The sequence below is a fragment of the Pseudomonas sp. QS1027 genome, from assembly GCF_002814235.1.
Taxonomy (GTDB): Bacteria; Pseudomonadota; Gammaproteobacteria; order Pseudomonadales; family Pseudomonadaceae; genus Aquipseudomonas.
Genome location: NZ_PHSU01000003.1, coordinates 34,237 through 54,051 on the forward strand (window position 1 = coordinate 34,237; position 19,815 = coordinate 54,051).

General features: G+C 62.6%; 21 protein-coding genes. 15 read left to right on the top strand and 6 right to left on the bottom strand.

The window, feature by feature from the left end:
* The first annotated feature begins 32 nt into the window (after nucleotides 1-32).
* The 6 genes from ispF to rpoS all read left to right on the top strand — a co-directional run bounded on the left by ispF (nucleotide 33) and on the right by rpoS (nucleotide 5,163).
* Nucleotides 33-506 (top strand): 2-C-methyl-D-erythritol 2,4-cyclodiphosphate synthase, encoded by a 474-nt coding sequence (gene ispF, locus CWE01_RS00700; RefSeq protein ID WP_100938604.1) that lies wholly within the window; start codon nucleotides 33-35, stop codon nucleotides 504-506.
* A complete protein-coding gene (gene truD, locus CWE01_RS00705; RefSeq protein ID WP_100938605.1) occupies nucleotides 503-1,561 on the top strand; it encodes a tRNA pseudouridine(13) synthase TruD in 1,059 nt (352 codons plus the stop codon). The genes ispF and truD overlap by 4 nt, the downstream gene beginning before the upstream one ends.
* Nucleotides 1,549-2,298, top strand: coding sequence for a 5'/3'-nucleotidase SurE (gene surE / locus CWE01_RS00710; RefSeq protein WP_100938606.1), 750 nt, complete (start codon nucleotides 1,549-1,551; stop codon nucleotides 2,296-2,298). The genes truD and surE overlap by 13 nt, the downstream gene beginning before the upstream one ends.
* Before the next feature lie 41 nt (nucleotides 2,299-2,339).
* The gene (locus CWE01_RS00715) at nucleotides 2,340-2,975 is read left to right on the top strand and encodes a protein-L-isoaspartate(D-aspartate) O-methyltransferase (protein ID WP_177144168.1); all 636 of its coding nucleotides are present in this window, start codon (nucleotides 2,340-2,342) and stop codon (nucleotides 2,973-2,975) included.
* Nucleotides 2,976-3,172: 197 nt separating this feature from the next.
* Nucleotides 3,173-4,051, top strand: a complete 879-nt coding sequence (locus CWE01_RS00720; protein WP_100938608.1) for a peptidoglycan DD-metalloendopeptidase family protein — start codon at nucleotides 3,173-3,175, stop codon at nucleotides 4,049-4,051.
* Nucleotides 4,052-4,236: 185 nt separating this feature from the next.
* Complete coding sequence (rpoS, locus tag CWE01_RS00725) at nucleotides 4,237-5,163, top strand: RNA polymerase sigma factor RpoS (RefSeq protein WP_371315522.1); 927 nt, start codon at nucleotides 4,237-4,239, stop codon at nucleotides 5,161-5,163.
* Nucleotides 5,164-5,270: 107 nt separating this feature from the next.
* Here the strand turns inward: rpoS and CWE01_RS00730 are convergent, their stop codons facing one another.
* Both CWE01_RS00730 and CWE01_RS00735 read right to left on the bottom strand, forming a co-directional pair.
* Nucleotides 5,271-5,477: an SEC-C metal-binding domain-containing protein gene (locus CWE01_RS00730; RefSeq protein ID WP_100938610.1), complete on the bottom strand. Its 207-nt coding sequence runs from the start codon at nucleotides 5,475-5,477 to the stop codon at nucleotides 5,271-5,273.
* Between the two features lie 7 nt (nucleotides 5,478-5,484).
* Complete coding sequence (locus tag CWE01_RS00735) at nucleotides 5,485-5,967, bottom strand: LEA type 2 family protein (RefSeq protein ID WP_100938611.1); 483 nt, start codon at nucleotides 5,965-5,967, stop codon at nucleotides 5,485-5,487.
* A 133-nt stretch (nucleotides 5,968-6,100) separates the two neighbouring features.
* On the opposite strand from CWE01_RS00735, the gene CWE01_RS00740 reads away from it, so the two are divergent.
* Nucleotides 6,101-6,610, top strand: coding sequence for a hypothetical protein (locus tag CWE01_RS00740; RefSeq protein WP_100938612.1), 510 nt, complete (start codon nucleotides 6,101-6,103; stop codon nucleotides 6,608-6,610).
* Here CWE01_RS00740 and CWE01_RS00745 read toward each other — a convergent pair.
* Both CWE01_RS00745 and CWE01_RS00750 read right to left on the bottom strand, forming a co-directional pair.
* Nucleotides 6,603-7,079: a YchJ family protein gene (locus CWE01_RS00745; protein ID WP_100939198.1), complete on the bottom strand. Its 477-nt coding sequence runs from the start codon at nucleotides 7,077-7,079 to the stop codon at nucleotides 6,603-6,605. The two genes, CWE01_RS00740 and CWE01_RS00745, sit on opposite strands and share 8 nt — an antisense overlap.
* 5 nt (nucleotides 7,080-7,084) lie before the next feature.
* Nucleotides 7,085-7,582: a DUF6231 family protein gene (locus tag CWE01_RS00750; protein WP_100938613.1), complete on the bottom strand. Its 498-nt coding sequence runs from the start codon at nucleotides 7,580-7,582 to the stop codon at nucleotides 7,085-7,087.
* Between the two features lie 109 nt (nucleotides 7,583-7,691).
* Between CWE01_RS00750 and CWE01_RS00755 the strand changes: the two genes are divergently transcribed.
* Complete coding sequence (locus CWE01_RS00755; RefSeq protein ID WP_100938614.1) at nucleotides 7,692-7,970, top strand: DUF1145 domain-containing protein; 279 nt, start codon at nucleotides 7,692-7,694, stop codon at nucleotides 7,968-7,970.
* Nucleotides 7,963-8,721 (top strand): hypothetical protein, encoded by a 759-nt coding sequence (locus CWE01_RS00760; protein WP_100938615.1) that lies wholly within the window; start codon nucleotides 7,963-7,965, stop codon nucleotides 8,719-8,721. The genes CWE01_RS00755 and CWE01_RS00760 overlap by 8 nt, the downstream gene beginning before the upstream one ends.
* 158 nt (nucleotides 8,722-8,879) lie before the next feature.
* Here CWE01_RS00760 and CWE01_RS00765 read toward each other — a convergent pair whose 3' ends face one another.
* Entirely contained in the window at nucleotides 8,880-9,344 is a 465-nt protein-coding gene (locus tag CWE01_RS00765; RefSeq protein WP_100938616.1) for a CopD family protein, read from the bottom strand.
* Between the two features lie 99 nt (nucleotides 9,345-9,443).
* On the opposite strand from CWE01_RS00765, the gene dinG reads away from it, so the two are divergent.
* From dinG to CWE01_RS00795, 6 genes are all read left to right on the top strand, one after another.
* Entirely contained in the window at nucleotides 9,444-11,588 is a 2,145-nt protein-coding gene (gene dinG / locus CWE01_RS00770) for an ATP-dependent DNA helicase DinG (RefSeq protein ID WP_100938617.1), read from the top strand.
* 97 nt (nucleotides 11,589-11,685) lie between these two features.
* Nucleotides 11,686-14,049 carry a beta-galactosidase gene (locus tag CWE01_RS00775; protein WP_100938618.1) on the top strand — a complete coding sequence of 788 codons (2,364 nt, stop codon included), beginning with the start codon at nucleotides 11,686-11,688 and terminating at the stop codon, nucleotides 14,047-14,049.
* A gap of 297 nt (nucleotides 14,050-14,346) precedes the next feature.
* Entirely contained in the window at nucleotides 14,347-15,492 is a 1,146-nt protein-coding gene (locus CWE01_RS00780) for a serine hydrolase domain-containing protein (protein ID WP_100938619.1), read from the top strand.
* Between the two features lie 110 nt (nucleotides 15,493-15,602).
* Complete coding sequence (locus CWE01_RS00785) at nucleotides 15,603-16,829, top strand: OmpA family protein (protein WP_100938620.1); 1,227 nt, start codon at nucleotides 15,603-15,605, stop codon at nucleotides 16,827-16,829.
* Nucleotides 16,830-16,854: 25 nt separating this feature from the next.
* Complete coding sequence (gene pdxH, locus CWE01_RS00790; RefSeq protein WP_100938621.1) at nucleotides 16,855-17,502, top strand: pyridoxamine 5'-phosphate oxidase; 648 nt, start codon at nucleotides 16,855-16,857, stop codon at nucleotides 17,500-17,502.
* Nucleotides 17,503-17,795: 293 nt separating this feature from the next.
* Nucleotides 17,796-18,260: a glycine zipper 2TM domain-containing protein gene (locus CWE01_RS00795; RefSeq protein ID WP_100938622.1), complete on the top strand. Its 465-nt coding sequence runs from the start codon at nucleotides 17,796-17,798 to the stop codon at nucleotides 18,258-18,260.
* 181 nt (nucleotides 18,261-18,441) lie between these two features.
* On the opposite strand, the gene nhaA is transcribed toward CWE01_RS00795, so the two are convergent.
* Nucleotides 18,442-19,626, bottom strand: coding sequence for a Na+/H+ antiporter NhaA (gene nhaA, locus CWE01_RS00800; RefSeq protein ID WP_100938623.1), 1,185 nt, complete (start codon nucleotides 19,624-19,626; stop codon nucleotides 18,442-18,444).
* Between the last annotated feature and the right edge of the window lie 189 nt (nucleotides 19,627-19,815).

A 19,815-nucleotide genomic window follows, 5' to 3' on the forward strand; every position in this document is an offset into this window, starting at 1 on the left:
TCACGCCCTGACTTACATCGGGGCGTTTTTTTATGCGTATTGGCCACGGCTATGATGTGCACCGTTTCGCCGAAGGCGACTTCATCACCCTGGGCGGTGTGCGGATTGCGCACCACCACGGGTTGCTCGCCCATTCCGACGGCGACGTGCTGCTGCATGCCTTGAGTGACGCGCTGCTGGGAGCGGCGGCCCTGGGCGATATCGGCAAGTATTTCCCGGACACCGACCCCACCTACAAAGGCGCTGACAGCCGGGTGCTGCTGCGTCACGTGGTGTCGTTGATCAAGGCCAAGGGCTGGAAAGTCGGCAACGTCGATAACACCATCGTTGCCCAGGCGCCGAAAATGGCGCCGCATATCGAATCGATGCGCGCGCTGATTGCCGCGGATCTTGAAGTTGAGTTGGATCAAGTGAATGTCAAAGCCACCACCACCGAAAAGCTCGGTTTCACCGGCCGTGAAGAAGGCATTGCTGTGCACAGCGTCGCCTTGTTGCTACGCGCATGACTGAACTGGAACTGCTGGGCCCGCGTGCCTACGGCGATGTCCTCGGGAGTGCGGTGCTCAAGGCCACGGCCGAAGACTTCCAGGTCGATGAAGTCCTCGATATTCCTCTGAGCGGCGAGGGCGAGCACCTGTGGCTGTGGGTGGAGAAGCGCGGCCTGAATACCGAAGAGGCGGCCCGGCGCATTGCCAAGGCCGCCGGCGTGCCGTTGCGCACGGTCAGTTATGCCGGTCTCAAGGACCGCCAGGCCCTGACACGCCAGTGGTTCAGCGTGCAATTGCCGGGCAAGGCCGATCCGGACCTGTCGGCGGCGCAGAACGACAGCCTGCTGATCCTCAAGAGCGCGCGGCACAAGCGCAAGCTGCAACGTGGCGCCCATGCCGCCAACGGCTTCACCCTGCGCCTGACCCAATTGAATGCGGACAAGGACGGCTTGCAACAACGCCTCGAGCAGATCGCCGCGCAAGGTATTCCGAATTATTTCGGTGCCCAGCGTTTCGGCCATCTCGGCGGCAACCTCGGCGAGGCCCGTTCCTATGCTGCACGCCAGGCCTTGCCCGAGCAGCGCAATGTGCGCTCGCGGCTGCTGTCCACGGCCCGCAGCTATTTATTCAACCAGGTGCTGGCGGCGCGTGTCGCCGACGGCAGCTGGAACAAGGCCCAGGTCGGCGACTTGCTGGCGTTTACCGACAGCCGCAGTTTCTTCCCGGCCGGCGAGGCCGAGTGCAGCGACCCGCGCCTGGCCATTCTCGATTTGCATCCTACCGGTCCGCAGTGGGGCGAAGGTCCGTCACCGGCGGCGGGGGCGACTTTTGCCCTGGAACAGGCGGTTGCCGAACGCGAAGCCGAACTCTGCCAATGGCTGGTCAAGGCGAACATGGAACACGAACGTCGCATCCTGCGGCTGCCCATTGGCCGGCTGTCGTGGCATTATCCCGAGTCTGACATTCTGCAACTGGAATTCATCCTGCCGGCCGGATGCTTCGCCACCGCTTTGGTGCGCGAACTCGTCGATCTGGTGCCGGTAGGACAGACGGACAGCTCATGCGTATTCTGATTTCGAACGACGATGGGGTTTTCGCACCCGGTCTCGCCGCGCTTCATGCTGCGCTGGCGGACTATGCCGAGTGCACGGTGATTGCCCCGGACCAGGACAAAAGTGGCGCCAGCAGCTCGCTGACCCTGGATCGTCCGCTACACCCGCATTCATTGCCCAACGGCTTTATCAGCCTCAACGGCACACCCACCGACTGCGTGCACCTGGGGCTCAATGCCCTGCTGGAGCATCCGCAGGACATGGTGGTGTCCGGTATCAACCTGGGCGCCAACCTGGGGGATGACGTGCTGTATTCCGGTACGGTGGCGGCGGCCCTCGAAGGGCGCTTCCTCGGGCGTACCTCGTTTGCCTTCTCGCTGGCCTCGCGCCAGGTCGACAACCTGGCCACCGCCGCGCATTTCGCCCGTCTGCTGGTGCAGGCCCATGAAGGCCTGGCACTGCCCGCGCGCACGGTGCTCAACGTGAATATTCCCAACCTGCCCCTGGAGCGCATTCGCGGTATCCAGCTCACGCGCCTGGGCCATCGGGCCCGGGCCGCGGCGCCGACGCGGGTGGTCGATCCACGGGGCAAGGCCGGTTACTGGATCGCCGCCGCCGGAGACGCCGAAGACGGTGGCCCGGGGACGGATTTCCATGCCGTGATGCAAGGGTTTGTCTCGGTGACGCCGCTGCAACTGGATCGCACCTTCAATGATGCCTTCCAGTCGCTGGGCGGTTGGCTGGAGGGGCTTGCCTGATGGCACGTGAGCAGGACGACCTGATGCGCCGTGGTATCGGCATGACCTCCCAGCGAACCCGCGAACGCTTGATTCAGCGGCTTTATGAAGAGGGCGTGACCAACGCCCAGGTGCTGGAAGTGATCCGCCGCACGCCGCGTCATCTGTTTGTCGACGAGGCGCTGGCCCATCGTGCCTACGAAGATACGGCGCTGCCGATCGGCCATAACCAGACCATTTCCCAGCCTTATATGGTGGCGCGCATGAGCGAGCTGCTGCTGGAGGACGGGCCGCTGGACAAGGTGATGGAGATCGGTACCGGTTCCGGCTACCAGACGGCAGTGCTGTCGCAACTGGTGGAACGGGTGTTTTCGGTGGAGCGGATCAAGGTCCTGCAGGACCGCGCCAAGGAGCGTCTGGTCGAACTCAACCTGCGCAACGTGGTGTTCCGCTGGGGCGACGGCTGGGAAGGCTGGCCGGCGCTGGCGCCGTACAATGGCATTATTGTCACCGCAGTGGCCACGGACGTACCCCAGGCCTTGCTCGATCAACTGGCCCCGGGCGGTCGCCTGGTGATTCCGGTGGGTTCCGGGGAAGTCCAGCAACTGATGCTGATCGTGCGCGAAGAGCAGGGTTTTTCCCGGCGTGTATTAGGCGCGGTACGTTTCGTTCCGCTGCTCAACGGACCGTTGGCCTGAACATTTGTTGAACGGCAATGAATTCTGTTTAAGGTCGTAGGTCTTAGAGCGGGACCAGGTACGGCACGCATGTTTAAAATGTGTCGAGTTTGCGACTTGGCTTTGTTGTCAGTGAAATTCCAACAGCCAGTTATACTTACGTCACATTACCGCCTGTACAGGCACTCTTATTTAAGCCACCACAAAGGGAGCGGCGGGTGAGTCTCACAGTCATTCGGCAGCGTATGGGTAAAGCAAGCGTTCAGCGCCTGATGATCGGCCTTGCCCTCAGTGCTTTACTGGCTGGTTGCTCCAGTGCTCCAAAAAACGGCGTGCGCGTCGTTGATCGTAACGGCAATGCTACAACGACAGCCGCCAGCGCGACGCCACAGAAACCGATGACCACCACCGGCCAGCATGTGGTCGCCCGTGGCGACACCCTGTTTTCGATCGCCTTTCGCTATGGTTGGGACTGGAAAGCCCTGGCCGCGCGCAACAATATTCCCGAGCCTTACACCATCCACGTGGGTCAGGCGATTCGCTTCGACAGCCGTTCAAATTCAACACCGGCTGCTGTGGCCTCGACGTCGTCGACGGCCTCGCCTTCGGGCAAATTCACCATCACCCGGCGCCCGGCCAATTCGCCGTCTGGCCCGGCAGGCAGCTCGCAACCCGCGGCCCAGACACCTGTGGCGGCGGCGCCGATGCCGCCGGCGGGTCCCGCACCGAAGGGTTGGGCCTGGCCTTCAAACGGTATTTTGATTGGAAAATTCTCTTCAAACGGTAGTTTGAATAAAGGTATTGATATCGCCGGGGATTTGGGACAGCCTGTTTTAGCTGCGTCTGATGGGTCAGTGGTTTACGCCGGGAGTGGGTTGCGGGGCTACGGCGAGCTGGTCATCATCAAACACAGTGATACCTATGTCAGTGCTTACGGTCACAACCGTAGGCTGTTGGTTCGGGAGGGTCAGCAGGTCAAGGTCGGACAGACAATTGCCGAAATGGGATCAACTGGTACGGACCGGGTGAAACTGCATTTTGAGATTCGCCGCCAGGGGAAACCCGTAGACCCACTGCAATTCCTGCCACGTCGTTGATCCGTTTTCCAGCCTGTTCTCCTGACGTAGCGGGAACAGGTTCCAGCGTTGCCAAGGATAAAGGCGCCGCTTGAGCTTGAGGTCGAACTCACCAAAGGACTATAACAATGGCTCTCAGTAAAGAAGCGCCGGGGTTTGACATCGATGATGAGGTGCTCCTTATGGACTCCGACATCGTCATGGATATGATGCCGGAGGACGACAGTTCTCCACCCCCAGTTCGTGCCAAGACCAAGAATGCTGCTTCGCTCAAGCAGCACAAGTACATTGACTACACGCGGGCGCTGGATGCGACCCAGTTGTATCTCAATGAAATCGGTTTTTCCCCCTTGTTGTCCCCGGAAGAAGAAGTTCATTTTGCGCGCCTGTCGCAAAGTGGCGATCCCGCGGGCCGCAAGCGCATGATCGAAAGCAACCTGCGGCTGGTGGTGAAAATCGCCCGACGTTATGTCAACCGCGGTCTTTCCCTGCTGGACCTGATCGAAGAGGGCAACCTCGGCTTGATCCGGGCGGTGGAGAAGTTCGATCCGGAACGTGGCTTTCGCTTCTCGACCTATGCCACCTGGTGGATACGCCAGACGATTGAACGGGCGATCATGAATCAGACCCGGACCATTCGCCTGCCGATTCACGTGGTCAAGGAATTGAACGTCTATCTGCGGGCGGCACGGGAGCTGACCCAGAAACTCGATCATGAGCCTTCCCCGGAAGAAATCGCCAACCTGCTGGAGAAACCGGTGGGTGAGGTCAAGCGCATGCTCGGCCTGAATGAGCGGGTGTCTTCGGTGGACGTGTCCCTGGGGCCGGACTCCGACAAGACGCTGCTCGATACCCTCACCGATGATCGGCCTACCGATCCCTGCGAACTGCTTCAGGACGACGACCTGTCCCAGAGCATCGACCAGTGGCTTTCGGAATTGACCGACAAGCAGCGTGAGGTGGTCGTACGGCGCTTCGGCCTGCGCGGGCATGAGAGCAGTACCCTGGAGGATGTCGGGCTGGAGATCGGCCTGACCCGCGAGCGCGTTCGGCAGATCCAGGTCGAGGGGCTCAAGCGCCTGCGCGAGATCCTCGAGAAGAATGGCCTGTCCAGCGAGGCGCTGTTCCAGTAGCACGGTCCTGCACCTGCCCATAAAAAATCCCCGACCTGGTCGGGGATTTTTTTTGCATTGAAATGGGTTCAATGCGTTCCTGCGGGGGCCACTACTGGGAGAAAGCCTCAGGCCCCGTGGCACTTCTTGAATTTCTTGCTGCTGCCGCACGGGCACGGATCGTTGCGACCCACATCCTTCAGCGCGTTGCGTACCGGCTCCTGGTGAGCGTGACCGCAGTTCGGGCCGTGGACATGACCATGGTCGTGATCGTGGTGCTCATGCTCGTGATCGTGATTGCAATCAGGGCCGTGGACATGGGGTTGCTGGGTCATGCTGGTGTCACTCCGGAATAATTTCGGCGGGAATTATCTCGCCTTTACGCTCCAGGTGCACGTCATGGCTGAGGAATAGTCCGGTTTCCAGTTCGCCTTCCAGTCGGTAGGGGATCGGGTCATGGGGATGTTTCAGGCGTTTGGTCAGGTCGCGCAGGTGTTCCCAGAGGTTGGTCCTGACCGGAACCACCAGGGACGCGTGGCTGTTGGCTTCGACGGTGAACCAGCCGTTGTCGGACTCGCCTTCGCTCAGCAGCCAGCCGTCGAGGTAGAGACGATAATGCAGGCTGCGCACGGTCAGGCTGTCGTCGCTGGGATTGTCGATGCGAAAGTGCAGGCGAAATTTCTGTTGTACCAGGCGCGCCTTGATCAGTTCGACCCGCACCAGGCGAACCTCGGGCTCGCGGGTACCGCCATCGAACCAGGACGCGCAGCCGGAAAGCGTCAGCAGCATGAGCAGGCCGAGCGTACCAAGTGTCCGTGAGTGCATGGGGTTCCTCCCGCCGAAGCCCCAGCATAGCAAGCCTGTGGCAGAAAAAGCTCATGGTTGTGGCGGTAAATCCGCTGGGTGATACTGCCGGGCATTCGCGCAACGGATCAGGTCGGCGCACAGGAGTGTGATCATGATGCTATACGAGATTGTCTTTAGTGGCGAATCGCTACCTGGTGCCTTGCCCGATCAGGTCAAAAGCAACCTGGCCCGGCTGTTCCAGGCCGATGCCCAGCGTATCGAACTGCTGTTCTCCGGACGGCGTCTGGTGCTCAAGAGCAATCTCGATGCCGCGGCGGCGGAAAAGTATCGGGTCACCCTCGAGCGTGCCGGGGCGCTGGTCACGGTGGTCGAGATGGCCGTCGAGGAGATCGAGATGACGGCACCGCTACCGGCCTCAGTGCCGGGCCGTGCCCAGGTAGCGCCGCGGGATGCCTATATGGCCGCGTTCAGTGCGGTCGATGCGCCGGACTTCGGCATTGCCGAGGTCGGCAGCGATATGCAGGACGCCAAGCCCGAGCCGGTCGCGCTGGCGTTGGATCTGTCGGCGTTCAGTGTGGCGCCGGTCGGTGCCGACATGGGCCAGCTGCCGGCCGCAACCGTCGTCACGGTGCCGGATATTTCACACCTGAGCCTCAGCTGAGCAGGTAGCCGGAGCAGCACTTCTTGTATTTCTGCCCGCTGCCACAGGGGCAGGCGTCATTGCGCCCGGCCTTGAGGGGCACGGTGGGGTCGATGAAATACCAGTGCCCCTCGGTTTGTACGAAGGACGACTTTTCCCGGTGGCTGTGTTCGCCGTTACTGTCGTGCCAACGTGCGGTAAAGGTCACGAAGGCATGCTCGGGCTGGCCACCGAAGACTTCCGAGCTTTCCACCTGCAAGCCCAGCCAGGTGCTTTGCGCGCTCCATTCGCCGATGGCCTGGCGGTCCAGTCCCGGTTGCTGAATCGGCAACGTGGTGTTCACCAGGTAGTCGACCAGTCCCAATACATAGGCGCAGTAGCGCGAGCGCATCAGGGCTTCGGCGCAGGGGGCGGGATGGCCCGCATGATAGTGGCCGCAGCAGGCCTCCAGCAGGTTGCCGCTACCACAGGGGCAGATGGATGTGCTCACGGGAATCACCACCAGTACTTGCCGAAGTTTTCCGGATTGGCCCAGAACTTGGCGTTCAGCCAGTCCGGCACCTGTTTGTATTCCTTCAAATCATAGGTGAACAACGTCAGTACCTGCTCGTCGCGGGCAAAACGTTCGCTGTTTTGCAGGGCCAGGGCGAAGAAGTCACTGTCCTGCCAGCCGCTGGCGAGCATGTCCACCAGCACCGCGATGCGGCTGGCATTGAGGTTGCGAATGCCGCCGAGCAATTGCCGGCCGTCACGCTTGGGCAGGTGCTCCAGGCAGTCGACCACCAGCGCCAGGTCGAAACGCCGGGCGGCCAGTTCGGCGGGCAGCGGACCGGGTTCGGCGAAAGCCACCTGGGTCTCGGGATGGGCGGCCTGGAACGCCTCGAGTGCCGGAAAGCTGCCAGCCCCGACGAGCAGCAGGTTTTGCGGGGCGTAACGGTCCAGCAGGGCCGCCAGCGCTTGCTGGGGCGTGCGGGCGGAAAGGCTTTCTGGCATCGGGATTCCTCGGTCGGAACGGCAAACACGGGCGAATTTTCAACGGCCACTGGCAAACTGCCCTGACTCGCCTTACTGTGCGCCAAAGAATAACTCATCAGGGGGGTGTATGAAGGTGCTTTGGGGGCTGGGGAAGGTGTTGACGCTGCTGTTCTGGCTGGTGGTGCTGGTCAATCTGGTGCACCCGCTGATCAGCCCGTTCCGGGTCCTGGTGGATCTGGCCGGGAGCATGCTGTTGTTGACGCATTTGTTGGAGATCATGCTGTTCAATGGCAGCCTGCAGGACCGTACCCATCCTTGGCGTGACCGGGCGCAGATCCTGCTGTTCGGCATGTTCCACCTGCAAATCCTGCCTTTGCCCACCCGTGAGGAACACCAGCATGCGTAGCCTGTGTCTGCTGGCTGCCTTGTGCAGCCCCCTGGCGTTTGCCCAGGTCGTGACCGTCGAAACCAATTCCATGCTGCGCTTGCCGGCCAGCACTTCGGTGCTGCAACTGGAACGCCTGGATGTCGCCGATTTCGGCACTCTGGTGATCCCCGCCAGTGTCACGCAACTGAGTATCGGTGAGCTGCACCTGGGGCATGAGGCACGTATTGCCATTGTGCCGAGCGAGCAGGGGTTTGCCCTCAAGGCCAATCGCGCCGAGTTGGGCGTGGGCAGCCAGATCAGTGCGCGCGGTGCCTCGGGCACCTATCAGCGAGCCCCTTCGCCGGGACGTAATCTGGAGCTGCGGATCGATGCGCTCAGCGGTCCCTTGCTGTCGGTGGATGCCCGGGGTGGCACTGGCGTGCCGGGTTATGTCGGGCTCGATGGCGCCAATGGCGATGAGCCGGGCTGTACCTGGGGCGCGGCCGGGCAGGGCGCGGACGGCGACAATGGCGGTGACGGTCATCCGGGTGCTCCGGGGGCGCAGGTCAAGTTGCAGTTGCCGCGGGATTATCCGGCGGCGCAGATCCAGGTGCTGGTCGACGGCGGTAACGGAGGCATTGCCGGAGCGGCGGGGCGTCCGGGCGCGGGCGGCAAGTCCAAGGGCTGTTTTGTCTACGACACCGATGGCGGCAGGTCCGGTCGTCCGGGCCAGGCAGGCAAGCCGGGGCCGGTTGGCCCGGCGGGCAGCGTGACGGTCCAGCGTCTGTAACACGTCGCTGAAAACACCACGTACCCTGTAGGAGCCGGCTTGCTGGCGATAGCGATCGCAAAGACGATGCCAGGCCCAAGGGCCTCATCGCCAGCAAGCCGGCTCCTACAAGGTTGGTGGCAAACCGGGAATCGGTGTATGCCACCTGTCTTGTAGGATCAAAGCATCGGGCGTGCCGCCGCAATGGCCACCAGCACCAACCCGATCAGCAGATTGATCCCCACCAGTCGCCGAATCCGTCCCAGCGCCGCCGCACCCGCCGGCCAGTCCTGGGCGTCCACCGCCTGGCGCAAATCCGGCAATTGCAACGACTGGATACGAATAAACACTGCGACCATCACGATATACAGGCCCATCATCACCTGCACATAACGCGGTGCGGTCTCGAAGCCGCTGAAGCGCAACTGGATCAGCCCCACGCCGCTGATCGGCAGGAGCACGATCGCGACCCAGACCCAGACGAAAAAGCGCTGGAACACCTGGACCCACAGCTTCAGTCGGGCCGGCCCCTCCAGCGCGGCCATGGCCGCCGGACGGAGGATCATCCAGGCGAAGAACATACCGCCGACCCAGACCAGCGCGGCCAGGACGTGCAGGGTGTAGACAAGGGCAAAAACGGTCATTCGGGTACTCCGTGCGGCGCGCGAGGGTTTAGCGGGGTATGATAGCCGTCCATTCGAACCACTGAAAATTTATCCAGCGTTTCTTGCGCCTGAAGACTCATGATCAGCACCGAACTCAAAACCACGATCCAGGGCGCCTACTCGCGTTTTCTCGAAGCCAAGAGCCTCAAGCCGCGTTACGGCCAGCGCCTGATGATCGCCGAAGTGGCCAAGGTCCTCGGCGATATCGACACCGATGACGAAGGCCGGCGCAGTGGCGACCCGGCCGTGGTCGCCGTGGAAGCGGGTACCGGTACCGGCAAGACGGTGGCTTACAGCCTGGCGGCGATTCCCACCGCCAAGGCCGCCGGCAAGCGCCTGGTGATCGCCACCGCCACCGTCGCGCTGCAGGAGCAGATCGTCTACAAGGACCTGCCCGATCTGATGCGCAACAGCGGTTTGAACTTCAGCTTCGCCCTGGCCAAGGGCCGCGGGCGCTACATGTGCCTGTCCAAGCTCGACATGCTGCTGCAGGAAGGTCACGCGCAGACCGCCACCGCGCAGCTGTTCGAAGAGGAGGGTTTCCGCATCGAGGTCGATGAGGCCAGCCAGAAGCTGTTCACCAGCATGATCGAGAAGCTCGCCGGGAATAAATGGGACGGCGACCGCGACAGCTGGCCCAACGCCCTGGAAGACGCCGATTGGGCGCGCCTGACCACCGATCACAGCCAGTGCACCAACCGCCATTGCCCGAACTTCGGCCAGTGCGCCTTCTACAAGGCCCGCGAAGGCATGGGCAAGGTCGACGTTATCGTCACCAACCATGACATGGTGCTCGCCGACCTGGCCCTGGGTGGTGGCGCGGTGCTCCCCGACCCGCGTGACACCCTCTATGTGTTCGACGAAGGCCACCACCTGCCGGACAAGGCCATCGGCCACTTTGCCCACTACACGCGCCTGCGCTCCACCGCCGACTGGCTGGAGCAGACCGCCAAGAACCTGACCAAGCTGTTGGCCCAGCATCCGCTGCCCGGTGACCTGGGCAAGCTGATCGAGCAGGTGCCGGAGCTGGCGCGGGAGATCAAGACCCACCAGCAGTTCATGTTCAGCGCCTGCGAGCAACTGGCCGACTTCAAGACCGGCGAAGACACCGAGGGCCGCGAGCGGCCGCGTCATCGCTTCGTCGGCGGGGTGATCCCGGAGCATATCCGCGAGATGGGCATCGAGCTGAAGAAAGGCTTTGCCCGCCTCAACGACCTTTTCACCCGCCTGACCGAGTTGCTCAAGGAAGGCATGGACGGCGAGGTCAATATCGGCATCGCCAGCCACCAGGCCGAGGAATGGTATCCGCTGTTCGGCAGCCTGCTGTCCCGTGCCCAGGGCAACTGGGAGCTGTGGGTCGCCTTTACCGCCGAAGACCCGGAAGACAATCCGCCGATGGCCCGCTGGTTGAGCCTGGCCGAAGGCGGTGCGCTGTTTGATATCGAGGTCAATGCCAGCCCGATCCTGGCCGCGGAAATGCTTCGGCGCAACCTTTGGAACGTGGCCTATGGCGCCCTGGTGACCTCGGCGACCCTGACCGCCCTGGGGACCTTCGACCGTTTCCGCATGCGTGCCGGCCTGCCGAAGAAAGCCGTGACGGCAGTGGTGCCGAGCCCCTTCCATCACGCCGATGCCGGTGTGCTGCGGGTACCGAACCTCAACGCCGACCCCCGCGATGCAGTGGCGCATACCGCCGCGATCATCCGCGACCTGCCGGAACTGGTGGAAGGCTCCAAGGGCACCCTGGTGCTGTTTTCCTCGCGCAAACAGATGCAGGACGTGTTCGACGGCCTGGACCGTGACTGGCGCAAGCAGGTCTTCATCCAGGGCAACCTGTCGAAACAGGAGACTCTCAACAAGCACAAGGCCCGGGTCGATGGCGGGGATTCCAGCGTGCTGTTCGGCCTGGCGAGCTTTGCCGAAGGGGTGGATTTGCCCGGTGCCTACTGCGAGCACGTGGTGATCGCCAAGATTCCCTTCTCGGTCCCGGACGATCCGGTCGAGGCGGCGTTGGCCGAATGGATCGAAGCCCGGGGCGGCAATCCGTTCATGGAGATCTCCGTGCCGGACGCGTCCCTCAAGCTGGTCCAGGCCTGCGGGCGGCTGCTGCGCACCGAGGAGGACCGGGGCATCATCACCTTGCTCGACCGGCGCCTGGTCACCCAGCGCTACGGTAAAGCTATCCTCAATGCCTTGCCGCCGTTCCGGCGGGAAATTTCTTGATGTGACGCAGGTTAAATAACCAACTTCGTTGTCTACGGATGGCGCCGCTTGGCGTCACGCTGGCCTTTGACTGGCCGTAAGGGAGAGTTTGATTCATATGATTGGCCGTACGCTGCCCGCCATTTTCGCCTTGTTGTTCGCCGCGCCGCTCTGGGCTGCGCCTGCCGGGCAACAGACACTGTTCAACTTCGTCCGTCCCGCCGATGTGGTGCAGGTGGTCACCGTGGATGCCAGCCTGCCGCAATACAACGCGGAGCAGACGGCCGAAGGCGAAGTGCTGCGGCGGGTCACTTTCAACCCGGCCGCCCAGCCGAGCTTGCGTCTCGCGCCGCAGACCGGGGCCTGGGACTGGTCGCAGGCGGGAGCCATGAGCCTGCGGATCCAGAGTGCGATGGATTGGGCGCTGACCCTCAACGTGACAATCCAGAGCAGCGACGGCAAGACCCTCACCAGTCGCGTCGACCTGCCGGCCGGTCCCGCGCAGACCTTGCTGGTGCCGTTGCAGGCCAGTTCGCCGTTGAGCCAGGGCATGCGCGCCGGTCCACCGATGCCGACGACGGTGGATGGCCAGCGGGTGTTGCTGGCCAGCAGCCAGGGTGAGTTGAATCGCCAGCAGGTGGTGTCGGTGACCTTGTCGATGGACGCGCCGAAAGTTGCCCAGAACATCCTCCTGGAACGTTTCGGCGTGCAGAACGGCGACGATGTGGTCAAGGCCGTCTATAGCTCGCTGGTGGATGGCTATGGCCAGTCGACCCGGGCCAAGTGGCCGGAAAAAATCAGCAGCGACGATCAGCTCAAGGCCGCCGCGAGCAAGGAAAGCCAGCAACTGAAGACCTGGCTGACCGAGCGCGAACGCAGCGCCCGGGACAAGTTCGGTGGTTCGCTCAAGGGTCCGCTCTTCGACGCCACGGGCTTCTTCCGCACCGAAAAGCACGACGGCCGCTGGTACCTGGTGACGCCGGAGGGGCATCCGTTCTACTCCCTGGGGGTGAATACCGTCAGCGCTCACGACCAGCAGACCTATGTCGAAGGTCGTGAAGGCATGTTCAGCGACCTGCCCAAGGACGGTGAGCCCCTGGCCGCCTACTACGGCAAGGCCGACAACGGCATCACCACCGGGGCTTCCCAGGGGCGGGGCTTCAAGTCCGGGCGCTGGTTCGATTTCTATGGCGCCAACCTGGAACGCACCTATGGTTCGCCATGCGCGACCGCCGCGCCGACGGAACCCAAGGTGCCTTGCGCCCCGGGCCTGGACGCCCAGCGTTGGCAGAAGCACACCCTCGACCGCTTGCAGGCCTGGGGTTTCAACACCGTCGGCAACTGGAGCGATCCGGCCCTGGGCCTGAACGACCGCGTGCCTTACACCTTGCCGCTGTCCATCGTCGGCGACTACGCCAGTATCAGCACCGGCAGCGACTGGTGGGGCGGCATGCCCGATCCGTTCGATCCGCGTTTTGCCATGGCCACCGAGCGTGCGGTGGCGATTGCCACCCGCGATCATCGCGACGACCCTTGGCTGGTGGGCTATTTCGCCGACAACGAACTGGCCTGGGCCGGTCCCGGCAACGATCCGAAATCCCGTTATGCCCTGGCCTATGGCACGTTGCGCATGACCACCGACGTACCGGCCAAGCGCGCCTTCCTCAAGCAATTGCGTGACAAGTACCGCAACCAGGAAGGCCTGTCCAAGGCCTGGGGCGTGGAGATTCCGACCTGGGAGCAGATGGAAGACCCGGGCTTCGAGGCCCCGCTGCCCAATCCCGCGCACCCGCAGATCGAGGCAGACCTGAAGTACTTCCAGAAAGTGTTTGCCGACACCTACTTCAAGACCATTTCCGACTCGCTGAAATGGCATGCGCCGAATCACCTGCTGCTGGGCGGTCGTTTTGCCGTCAGCACGCCTGAGGCCGTGGCCTCCTGTGCGCAGTACTGCGATGTGTTGAGCTTCAACTTCTACACCCTCAAGCCCCAGGACGGTTATGACTTCGATCAGTTGGAGGCGTTGAACAAGCCGGTGCTGATCACCGAGTTCAACTTCGGCTCGAAGGACCGTGGCCCGTTCTGGGGCGGGGTGACGGAACTGGCCCGGGAAGAAGACCGGGGGCCGGCCTATGCCGCGTTCCTCAAGCAGGCGGTGGCCGAGCCGTCGATTGTCGGCGTGCACTGGTTCCAGTACCTCGACCAGCCAGTGAGTGGGCGTCTGCTGGACGGTGAAAACGGTCATTTCGGTCTGGTGGGCATTACCGATGTGCCGTTCCAGGGCTTTGTCGAGAGCGTGCGCAAGAGCAACCTGCAGGCCCTGGCGCTGCTCAACAAGGCAGCCGAGAAAGCCAAGGTGGAAGCGCAACAGAAGGCCGCGAAGGGCATCGCTCAGGATGACAATGGGGGCAAGGGGCGTTCGAGCAGCGCTGGCGGGGAGGATGCCGGACATTCCGGCGGCCACTCCGGTAACGGCCACTGATCGACCGGGCACACTGATTGATTTCCTGAATAGACACCGTTCCTTTAGGAGCCGGCTTGCTGGCGATAGCGGCCGAACAGGCGATGCAAGGCTAACGCCCCTTTGCCTGCAAGCCGGCTCCTACAGGGTTTTGCGGTGTTTTTTGGTAGAGCGCTCTAATTCCTACAGCGCCCTGCGCAACATCTGACAATTCTTGCAAGGTGTTACGAATTGTCTGATTCAGGTCTGTTCCCAAACCCGCCAATCGCTGGAACAATGCAGGCCACTTTGGAAGGTGTTGCGGCGGGAGAGTCACGGGTGCAGATTCAGGGTCATTTCGAACTTCAATTCGAGGCGGTGCGCGAAGCCTTCGCGGCTCTTTTCGACGATCCCCAGGAGCGCGGTGCCGCGCTCTGTATCCAGATCGGCGGTGAAACCGTGGTCGATCTCTGGGCCGGCTCCTCCGACAAGGACGGCACCGAGGCCTGGCACAGCGACACCATCGCCAACCTGTTTTCCTGTACCAAGACCTTTACCGCCGTCACCGCGCTGCAGCTGGTGGCCGAGGGTAAGTTGCAACTGGATGTTCCGGTTGCTCACTACTGGCCCGAGTTCGCCGCCGCCGGCAAGGCTGGCATCACCCTGCGCCAGTTGCTCTGCCATCAGGCCGGCTTGCCGGCCTTGCGCCAGTTGCTGCCCCCCGAGGCGCTGTACAATTGGCAAACCATGGTCGACGCCCTGGCGGCGGAAACCCCTTGGTGGACACCCGGCGAGGGCCATGGCTACGCCGCGATCACTTACGGCTGGCTGGTCGGCGAGTTGCTGCGGCGTGCCGACGGTCGCGGGCCGGGCGAGTCCATCGTGGCGCGGATTGCCCGGCCGCTGGGCCTGGACTTCCATGTGGGCCTGGCGGACGAAGAATTCCATCGTGTGGCTCATATCGCCCGGGGCAAGGGCAATGTCGGCGATGCGGCGGCCCAGCGCCTGCTGCAAGTGACCATGCGCGAACCCGAGGCGATGAGTACCCGGGCGTTCACCAATCCACCGTCTATCATGACCAGCACCAACAAGCCGGAATGGCGGCGCATGCAGCAGCCGGCCGCCAACGGGCATGGCAACGCGCGTAGCCTGGCAGGCTTTTACAGTGGCCTGCTCGACGGTCGCCTGCTGGAGGCCGATATGCTCGAGGAACTGACCCGCCAGCACAGCCTGGGCATGGACAAGACCTTGCTGACCCAGACCCGTTTCGGCCTGGGCTGCATGCTCGATCAACCGGAGGTGCCCAATGCCACGTTCGGCCTCGGGGCCAAGGCCTTCGGCCACCCGGGTGCCGGCGGTTCCGTCGGTTTTGCCGACCCGGAATACGATGTCGCCTTCGGCTTTGTCACCAATACCCTCGGTCCTTATGTATTGATGGACCCGCGGGCACAGAAGCTAGTACGGATTCTTGCCGGCTGTCTGTAGAATGCGCTCATAAAGTCGTAGGCCGGAACCCTGTGACTTTTTTGCTTTCCAATACACTGTTTCATGGGGCCTGAAGCCCTTGTTTCTCTATCTCATTTTGTGGATATCCAATGTCATCGAACAAGTCTCTCGCCCTGGCCCTCTGCCTGACCGTGACCGGTTGCGCGCAACTTCCACAAAGTGCGGACAAGGACATTGCTCAAGCCCCGGCGACAGCTAACGCTACCAACACACCCGCCGCCCCCTCGGCAGCCGTAGCCGCGTCCAAGGACGCCGCCAAGCTCCCGGCCAAACCTGCTGCATCCGCGCCAGCCGCGCCGGTAGCACCTGCGGCTGCTTCGACAGCTCCAGCGGTTGCCGCCGCACCGGCCGCCAACGCCGATACTGGCAAAAGCTGGTGGTGGCCGTTCGGTTCGTCCGACAAGACCGCCGTGAAAGACCCGGCCCAGGCTGCCGCACCGGCCGCCAAGCCACAGGACAAGCCCGTACCGCTGGCCACAGCGGTTGCCGCCGCAACGACTCCAGCACCGCAGACCGATCCTGCTACCCATTGGTGGTGGCCGTTCGGCAGCTCGGACAAGGCCAAGGACGCTGGCCAGCCGCCGGTCAAGGCCGTGCCGATGCCCGATCCGAAAATCACCCAGGCCTGGCTCGACGACTACGAGCCACGTCTGCGCATCGCCATCCAGGACAGTTCCCTGAAACTGGAACGACGTGAAAACGTGCTGGTGGTCATTGCCCCGGTGGACGGTTTCTACAACCCCAAGCGTCCGGAAATGTTGCTGCCGGTCACCCTCGGTCCTTTCAGCCGAATCGCCAAGACTGTCGAGGGTGATCCCAAGACCGCCGTGCTGATCCTCGGTCATGGCGACAACAGCACCAGCGCCGAGTCGACCCAGGCCTTGAGCCAGCAACGGGCTCAGTCCGTCGCCGCTATTTTCGGTCTCAGCGGCCTGCATCGTGATCGCCTGATGCTGCGTGGCATGGGCGCGGACATGCCGCGTGCCGCCAACGACAGCAGTGAAGGTCGTGCCCTGAACCGTCGTGTGGAAATCATCCTGACGCCGCAGAACACCATGGTTGCGCTGTTGAGCAAATACAGCATTCCAATGCCGGCTCCGCTGCCGGTCACCCAGGTGGCGGCTGCGGACGTCAAGCCGGCAGTGGCTCCAGCGCCTGTGGCGAAGAAAGCGGCTGCCAAGGGCAAGGCCGCGGCCAAGAAAGCCCCGGTGCACAAGAAGGCTCCGGTCAAGAAAGCGGCGGCCAAGCCAGCGACGGACAAGGCTGCAGCGCCGGCGAAGAAAGACGCCAGCACCGACAGCTCGACCAAGAACTGACCTGACGATCGAGAAGGAACGCGCCATGACTCAAGCCCTGGCGGATATGCGCCGCGACTACACCCGTGACGGCCTCACCGAGGCCCAGGCCCCGGCCGAGCCGTTTGCGCTGTTCCACCAGTGGTTCGCCGAGGCGGTGAAAACCGAGCAGGCGCCCGTCGAGGCCAATGCCATGACCCTGGCAACGGTGGACGAGGAGGGGAGACCGCATTGCCGCATCCTGTTGCTCAAGGGCCTGGACGAGGCGGGGTTTACCTTCTTCACCAACTACGAGAGCGACAAGGGCCGACAGCTGGCGGCCCGTCCCTTTGCCGCGATGACCTTCTTCTGGCCGACCCTGGAACGCCAGGTGCGGATCGAGGGGCGGGTGGTCAAGGTTTCGGCGCAGGAGTCGGATGCCTACTTCCAGGTGCGCCCGTTGGGCAGTCGGCTGGGGGCCTGGGCTTCGCCGCAAAGTCGGGTGATTGCCGATCGCGGGGAGCTCGAGGGCTTGCTCAAGAACACCGAAGCGCGTTTCAGCGATACCCAGCCCGACTGCCCCGAGCACTGGGGCGGTTATCGTTTGCTGCCGGAGCGCATCGAATTCTGGCAAGGTCGCGCCAGCCGCCTGCATGACCGGCTCGACTACCGCCTGCTCGGTGCGGACTGGACACGTCGGCGCCTGGCGCCTTGATCTGACCTGGATTTCCTGGGGCAGTGATTTCCAAACCACTGCCGCCAGCCCAGATGCTTGATAAACTTCTCACTGGATTTGCGCAGCAGTTCAATTATGAACTTTTTGTGTGTTGCGTTGTCTCCCGGTGGCAGTAGCGCCAGATCACGTTCCATCGAGTGTCTGATGTGCTCCGAATTTCCGGGCGCCGAGGCTGTACTGGCGCTGAATGAAAAACATTTTATCCGTGCGGTGCCGTGACAGGGATCAAGCTGCGGAGTTTAATTAAAGTCATATCTTTTGGAGTTGATCCTATGCGTAAGTCTGTTTTGTTGATTGCTTCCTTCTCCACCATGGCTATGTTGCTGGGTGGTTGCACCAACAGCCTGACTGGCGATTCCTATTCCCGTGACGAAGCGCGTCGCGTGCAGACCATTCGCATGGGTACCATCGAGTCGCTGCGTCCGGTGAAAATCGAAGGCACCAAATCGCCTATCGGTGCCGGTGCCGGTGCGATCATCGGCGGTGTCGGCGGCAGCGCCATCGGCGGTGGCCGTGGCAGCATCGTGACCGCGGTGATCGGTGCGGTCGCTGGTGGTGTGGTGGGTAACATGGCCCAAGAAGGCCTGACCAGCGCCCAGGGTGTTGAAATCACCGTGCGTGAAGATGACGGCGGCATGCGTGCCTATGTGCAGGAAGTTCAGCCGAACGAAATCTTCCGGGTTGGCGAGCGTGTACGTATTTCCACCGTGGGTGGCACCAGCCGCGTTTCCCACTGATTTCGCAATCAGCCTTAACAATCAGCCTTAAAAAGAAACCCCGGCCAGGTAACTGGTCGGGGTTTTCTTTTTTCGGGACCTTTGATCCAGGCCTGCCACCGACCTTGTAGCCGGCTTGCTGGCGATGAGGCCTGTGAGGCTTGCATTGATCTTGCGGACGTCATCGCCAGCAAGCCGGCTCCTACAAGGACGCCTTGGGCTTGCGACTGGCCCCCGCCATCACGGCATAGCCGATCACCGCCGCCAGGATCGAACCGGTGAGAATCCCCATGCGGTCCATGCCCGCGTAGTCGCTGCTGCCCGGTATAAAGGCCAGGGAGCCGACGAACAGGCTCATGGTGAAACCGATCCCGCAGAGGATCGCCACGCCGAGCAACTGCCCCCAGTTGGCGCCGTGGGGCAGCGCCGCGATGCCGGCGCGGACCGCCAGCCAGGTCAGGCCGAAGACGCCGACCGTCTTGCCGATCAGCAGGCCAGCGGCAATGCCCATCGGCACAGGGTGGGTAAAGCTTTCCAGGTTCACGCCCGCCAGGGATACGCCGGCGTTGGCAAAGGCGAACAGCGGCAGGATACCGAACGCCACCCAGGGATGCAGCGCATGCTCCAGGCTCAGCAACGGCGAGGCTTCGGCGTTGTGGGTGCGCAATGGAATGCAGAACGCCAGGGTCACGCCGGCCAGCGTCGCATGCACGCCGCTCTTGAGCACACAGACCCAGAGGATCAGGCCGATCACCATATACGGCCCGAGCTTGACCACTCCCAGGCGATTCATCGCAATCAGCGCCACCAGGCAGGCCCCTGCCAGGGCCAGTGAGAGCGTCGACAGTTCATGGGAATAGAAGATTGCGATGACGATGATCGCACCCAGGTCGTCGATGATCGCCAGGGTCATCAGGAACAGTTTCAGCGATACCGGCACCCGTTTGCCGAGCAAGGCCAGCACTCCGAGGGCGAAGGCGATGTCGGTGGCCATGGGAATTGCCCAGCCGCCCAGCGCCGCCGGGTTGTCACGGTTGAGAAACCAGTAGATCAGCGCCGGCACCACCATGCCGCCGATCGCCGCCGCGCCCGGCAGCACCACCTGCGACGGCTTGGACAGATGGCCTTCGAGGAGTTCGCGTTTGACCTCCAGGCCGATCAGCAGGAAGAACAGCGCCATCAGACCGTCGTTGATCCACAGCAGCAGGGGTTTGGCGATTTGCAGGGCGCCGACCTGAGCCACCACCGGCACGTCCAGCAGACCGGCGTAGAGGTGCGACAACGGCGAGTTGTTGATGATCAGGGCCAGGGCGGCAGCGGCAATCAATAGCAGACCGCTGGCAGCCTCCAACTGAAAGAAACGGGTGAAAGTGCTACGCAGAGGCAAGGTCGCTCTCCATCGATGAATGCAAAAGGTAGGACACCCTAACCCGTACTGTTAGTTGTTAAAACAAAAACTATATTCTTTTTTGTTATAAGAGGGGGTTGAGTGGCTGATCGCAATGAGCCTAGCAGTTGTGTGTCTAATTGCGTCTTCACTGTATCTGTGCGGTCGGTGGGAAACTTCCTATAGTTA

Coding starts and splice junctions, on each gene's coding strand:
- CWE01_RS00775 (WP_100938618.1), top strand. CDS start 11,686: ATGATTGGCCGTACGCTGCCCGCCATTTTCGCCTTGTTGTTCGCCGCG.
- CWE01_RS00785 (WP_100938620.1), top strand. CDS start 15,603: ATGTCATCGAACAAGTCTCTCGCCCTGGCCCTCTGCCTGACCGTGACC.
- CWE01_RS00750 (WP_100938613.1), bottom strand. CDS start 7,582: ATGCCAGAAAGCCTTTCCGCCCGCACGCCCCAGCAAGCGCTGGCGGCC.
- CWE01_RS00765 (WP_100938616.1), bottom strand. CDS start 9,344: ATGACCGTTTTTGCCCTTGTCTACACCCTGCACGTCCTGGCCGCGCTG.
- CWE01_RS00735 (WP_100938611.1), bottom strand. CDS start 5,967: ATGCACTCACGGACACTTGGTACGCTCGGCCTGCTCATGCTGCTGACG.
- dinG (WP_100938617.1), top strand. CDS start 9,444: ATGATCAGCACCGAACTCAAAACCACGATCCAGGGCGCCTACTCGCGT.
- CWE01_RS00760 (WP_100938615.1), top strand. CDS start 7,963: ATGCGTAGCCTGTGTCTGCTGGCTGCCTTGTGCAGCCCCCTGGCGTTT.
- ispF (WP_100938604.1), top strand. CDS start 33: ATGCGTATTGGCCACGGCTATGATGTGCACCGTTTCGCCGAAGGCGAC.
- pdxH (WP_100938621.1), top strand. CDS start 16,855: ATGACTCAAGCCCTGGCGGATATGCGCCGCGACTACACCCGTGACGGC.
- CWE01_RS00795 (WP_100938622.1), top strand. CDS start 17,796: ATGCGTAAGTCTGTTTTGTTGATTGCTTCCTTCTCCACCATGGCTATG.
- CWE01_RS00715 (WP_177144168.1), top strand. CDS start 2,340: ATGACCTCCCAGCGAACCCGCGAACGCTTGATTCAGCGGCTTTATGAA.
- truD (WP_100938605.1), top strand. CDS start 503: ATGACTGAACTGGAACTGCTGGGCCCGCGTGCCTACGGCGATGTCCTC.
- CWE01_RS00755 (WP_100938614.1), top strand. CDS start 7,692: ATGAAGGTGCTTTGGGGGCTGGGGAAGGTGTTGACGCTGCTGTTCTGG.
- CWE01_RS00740 (WP_100938612.1), top strand. CDS start 6,101: ATGATGCTATACGAGATTGTCTTTAGTGGCGAATCGCTACCTGGTGCC.
- surE (WP_100938606.1), top strand. CDS start 1,549: ATGCGTATTCTGATTTCGAACGACGATGGGGTTTTCGCACCCGGTCTC.
- CWE01_RS00730 (WP_100938610.1), bottom strand. CDS start 5,477: ATGACCCAGCAACCCCATGTCCACGGCCCTGATTGCAATCACGATCAC.
- rpoS (WP_371315522.1), top strand. CDS start 4,237: ATGATGCCGGAGGACGACAGTTCTCCACCCCCAGTTCGTGCCAAGACC.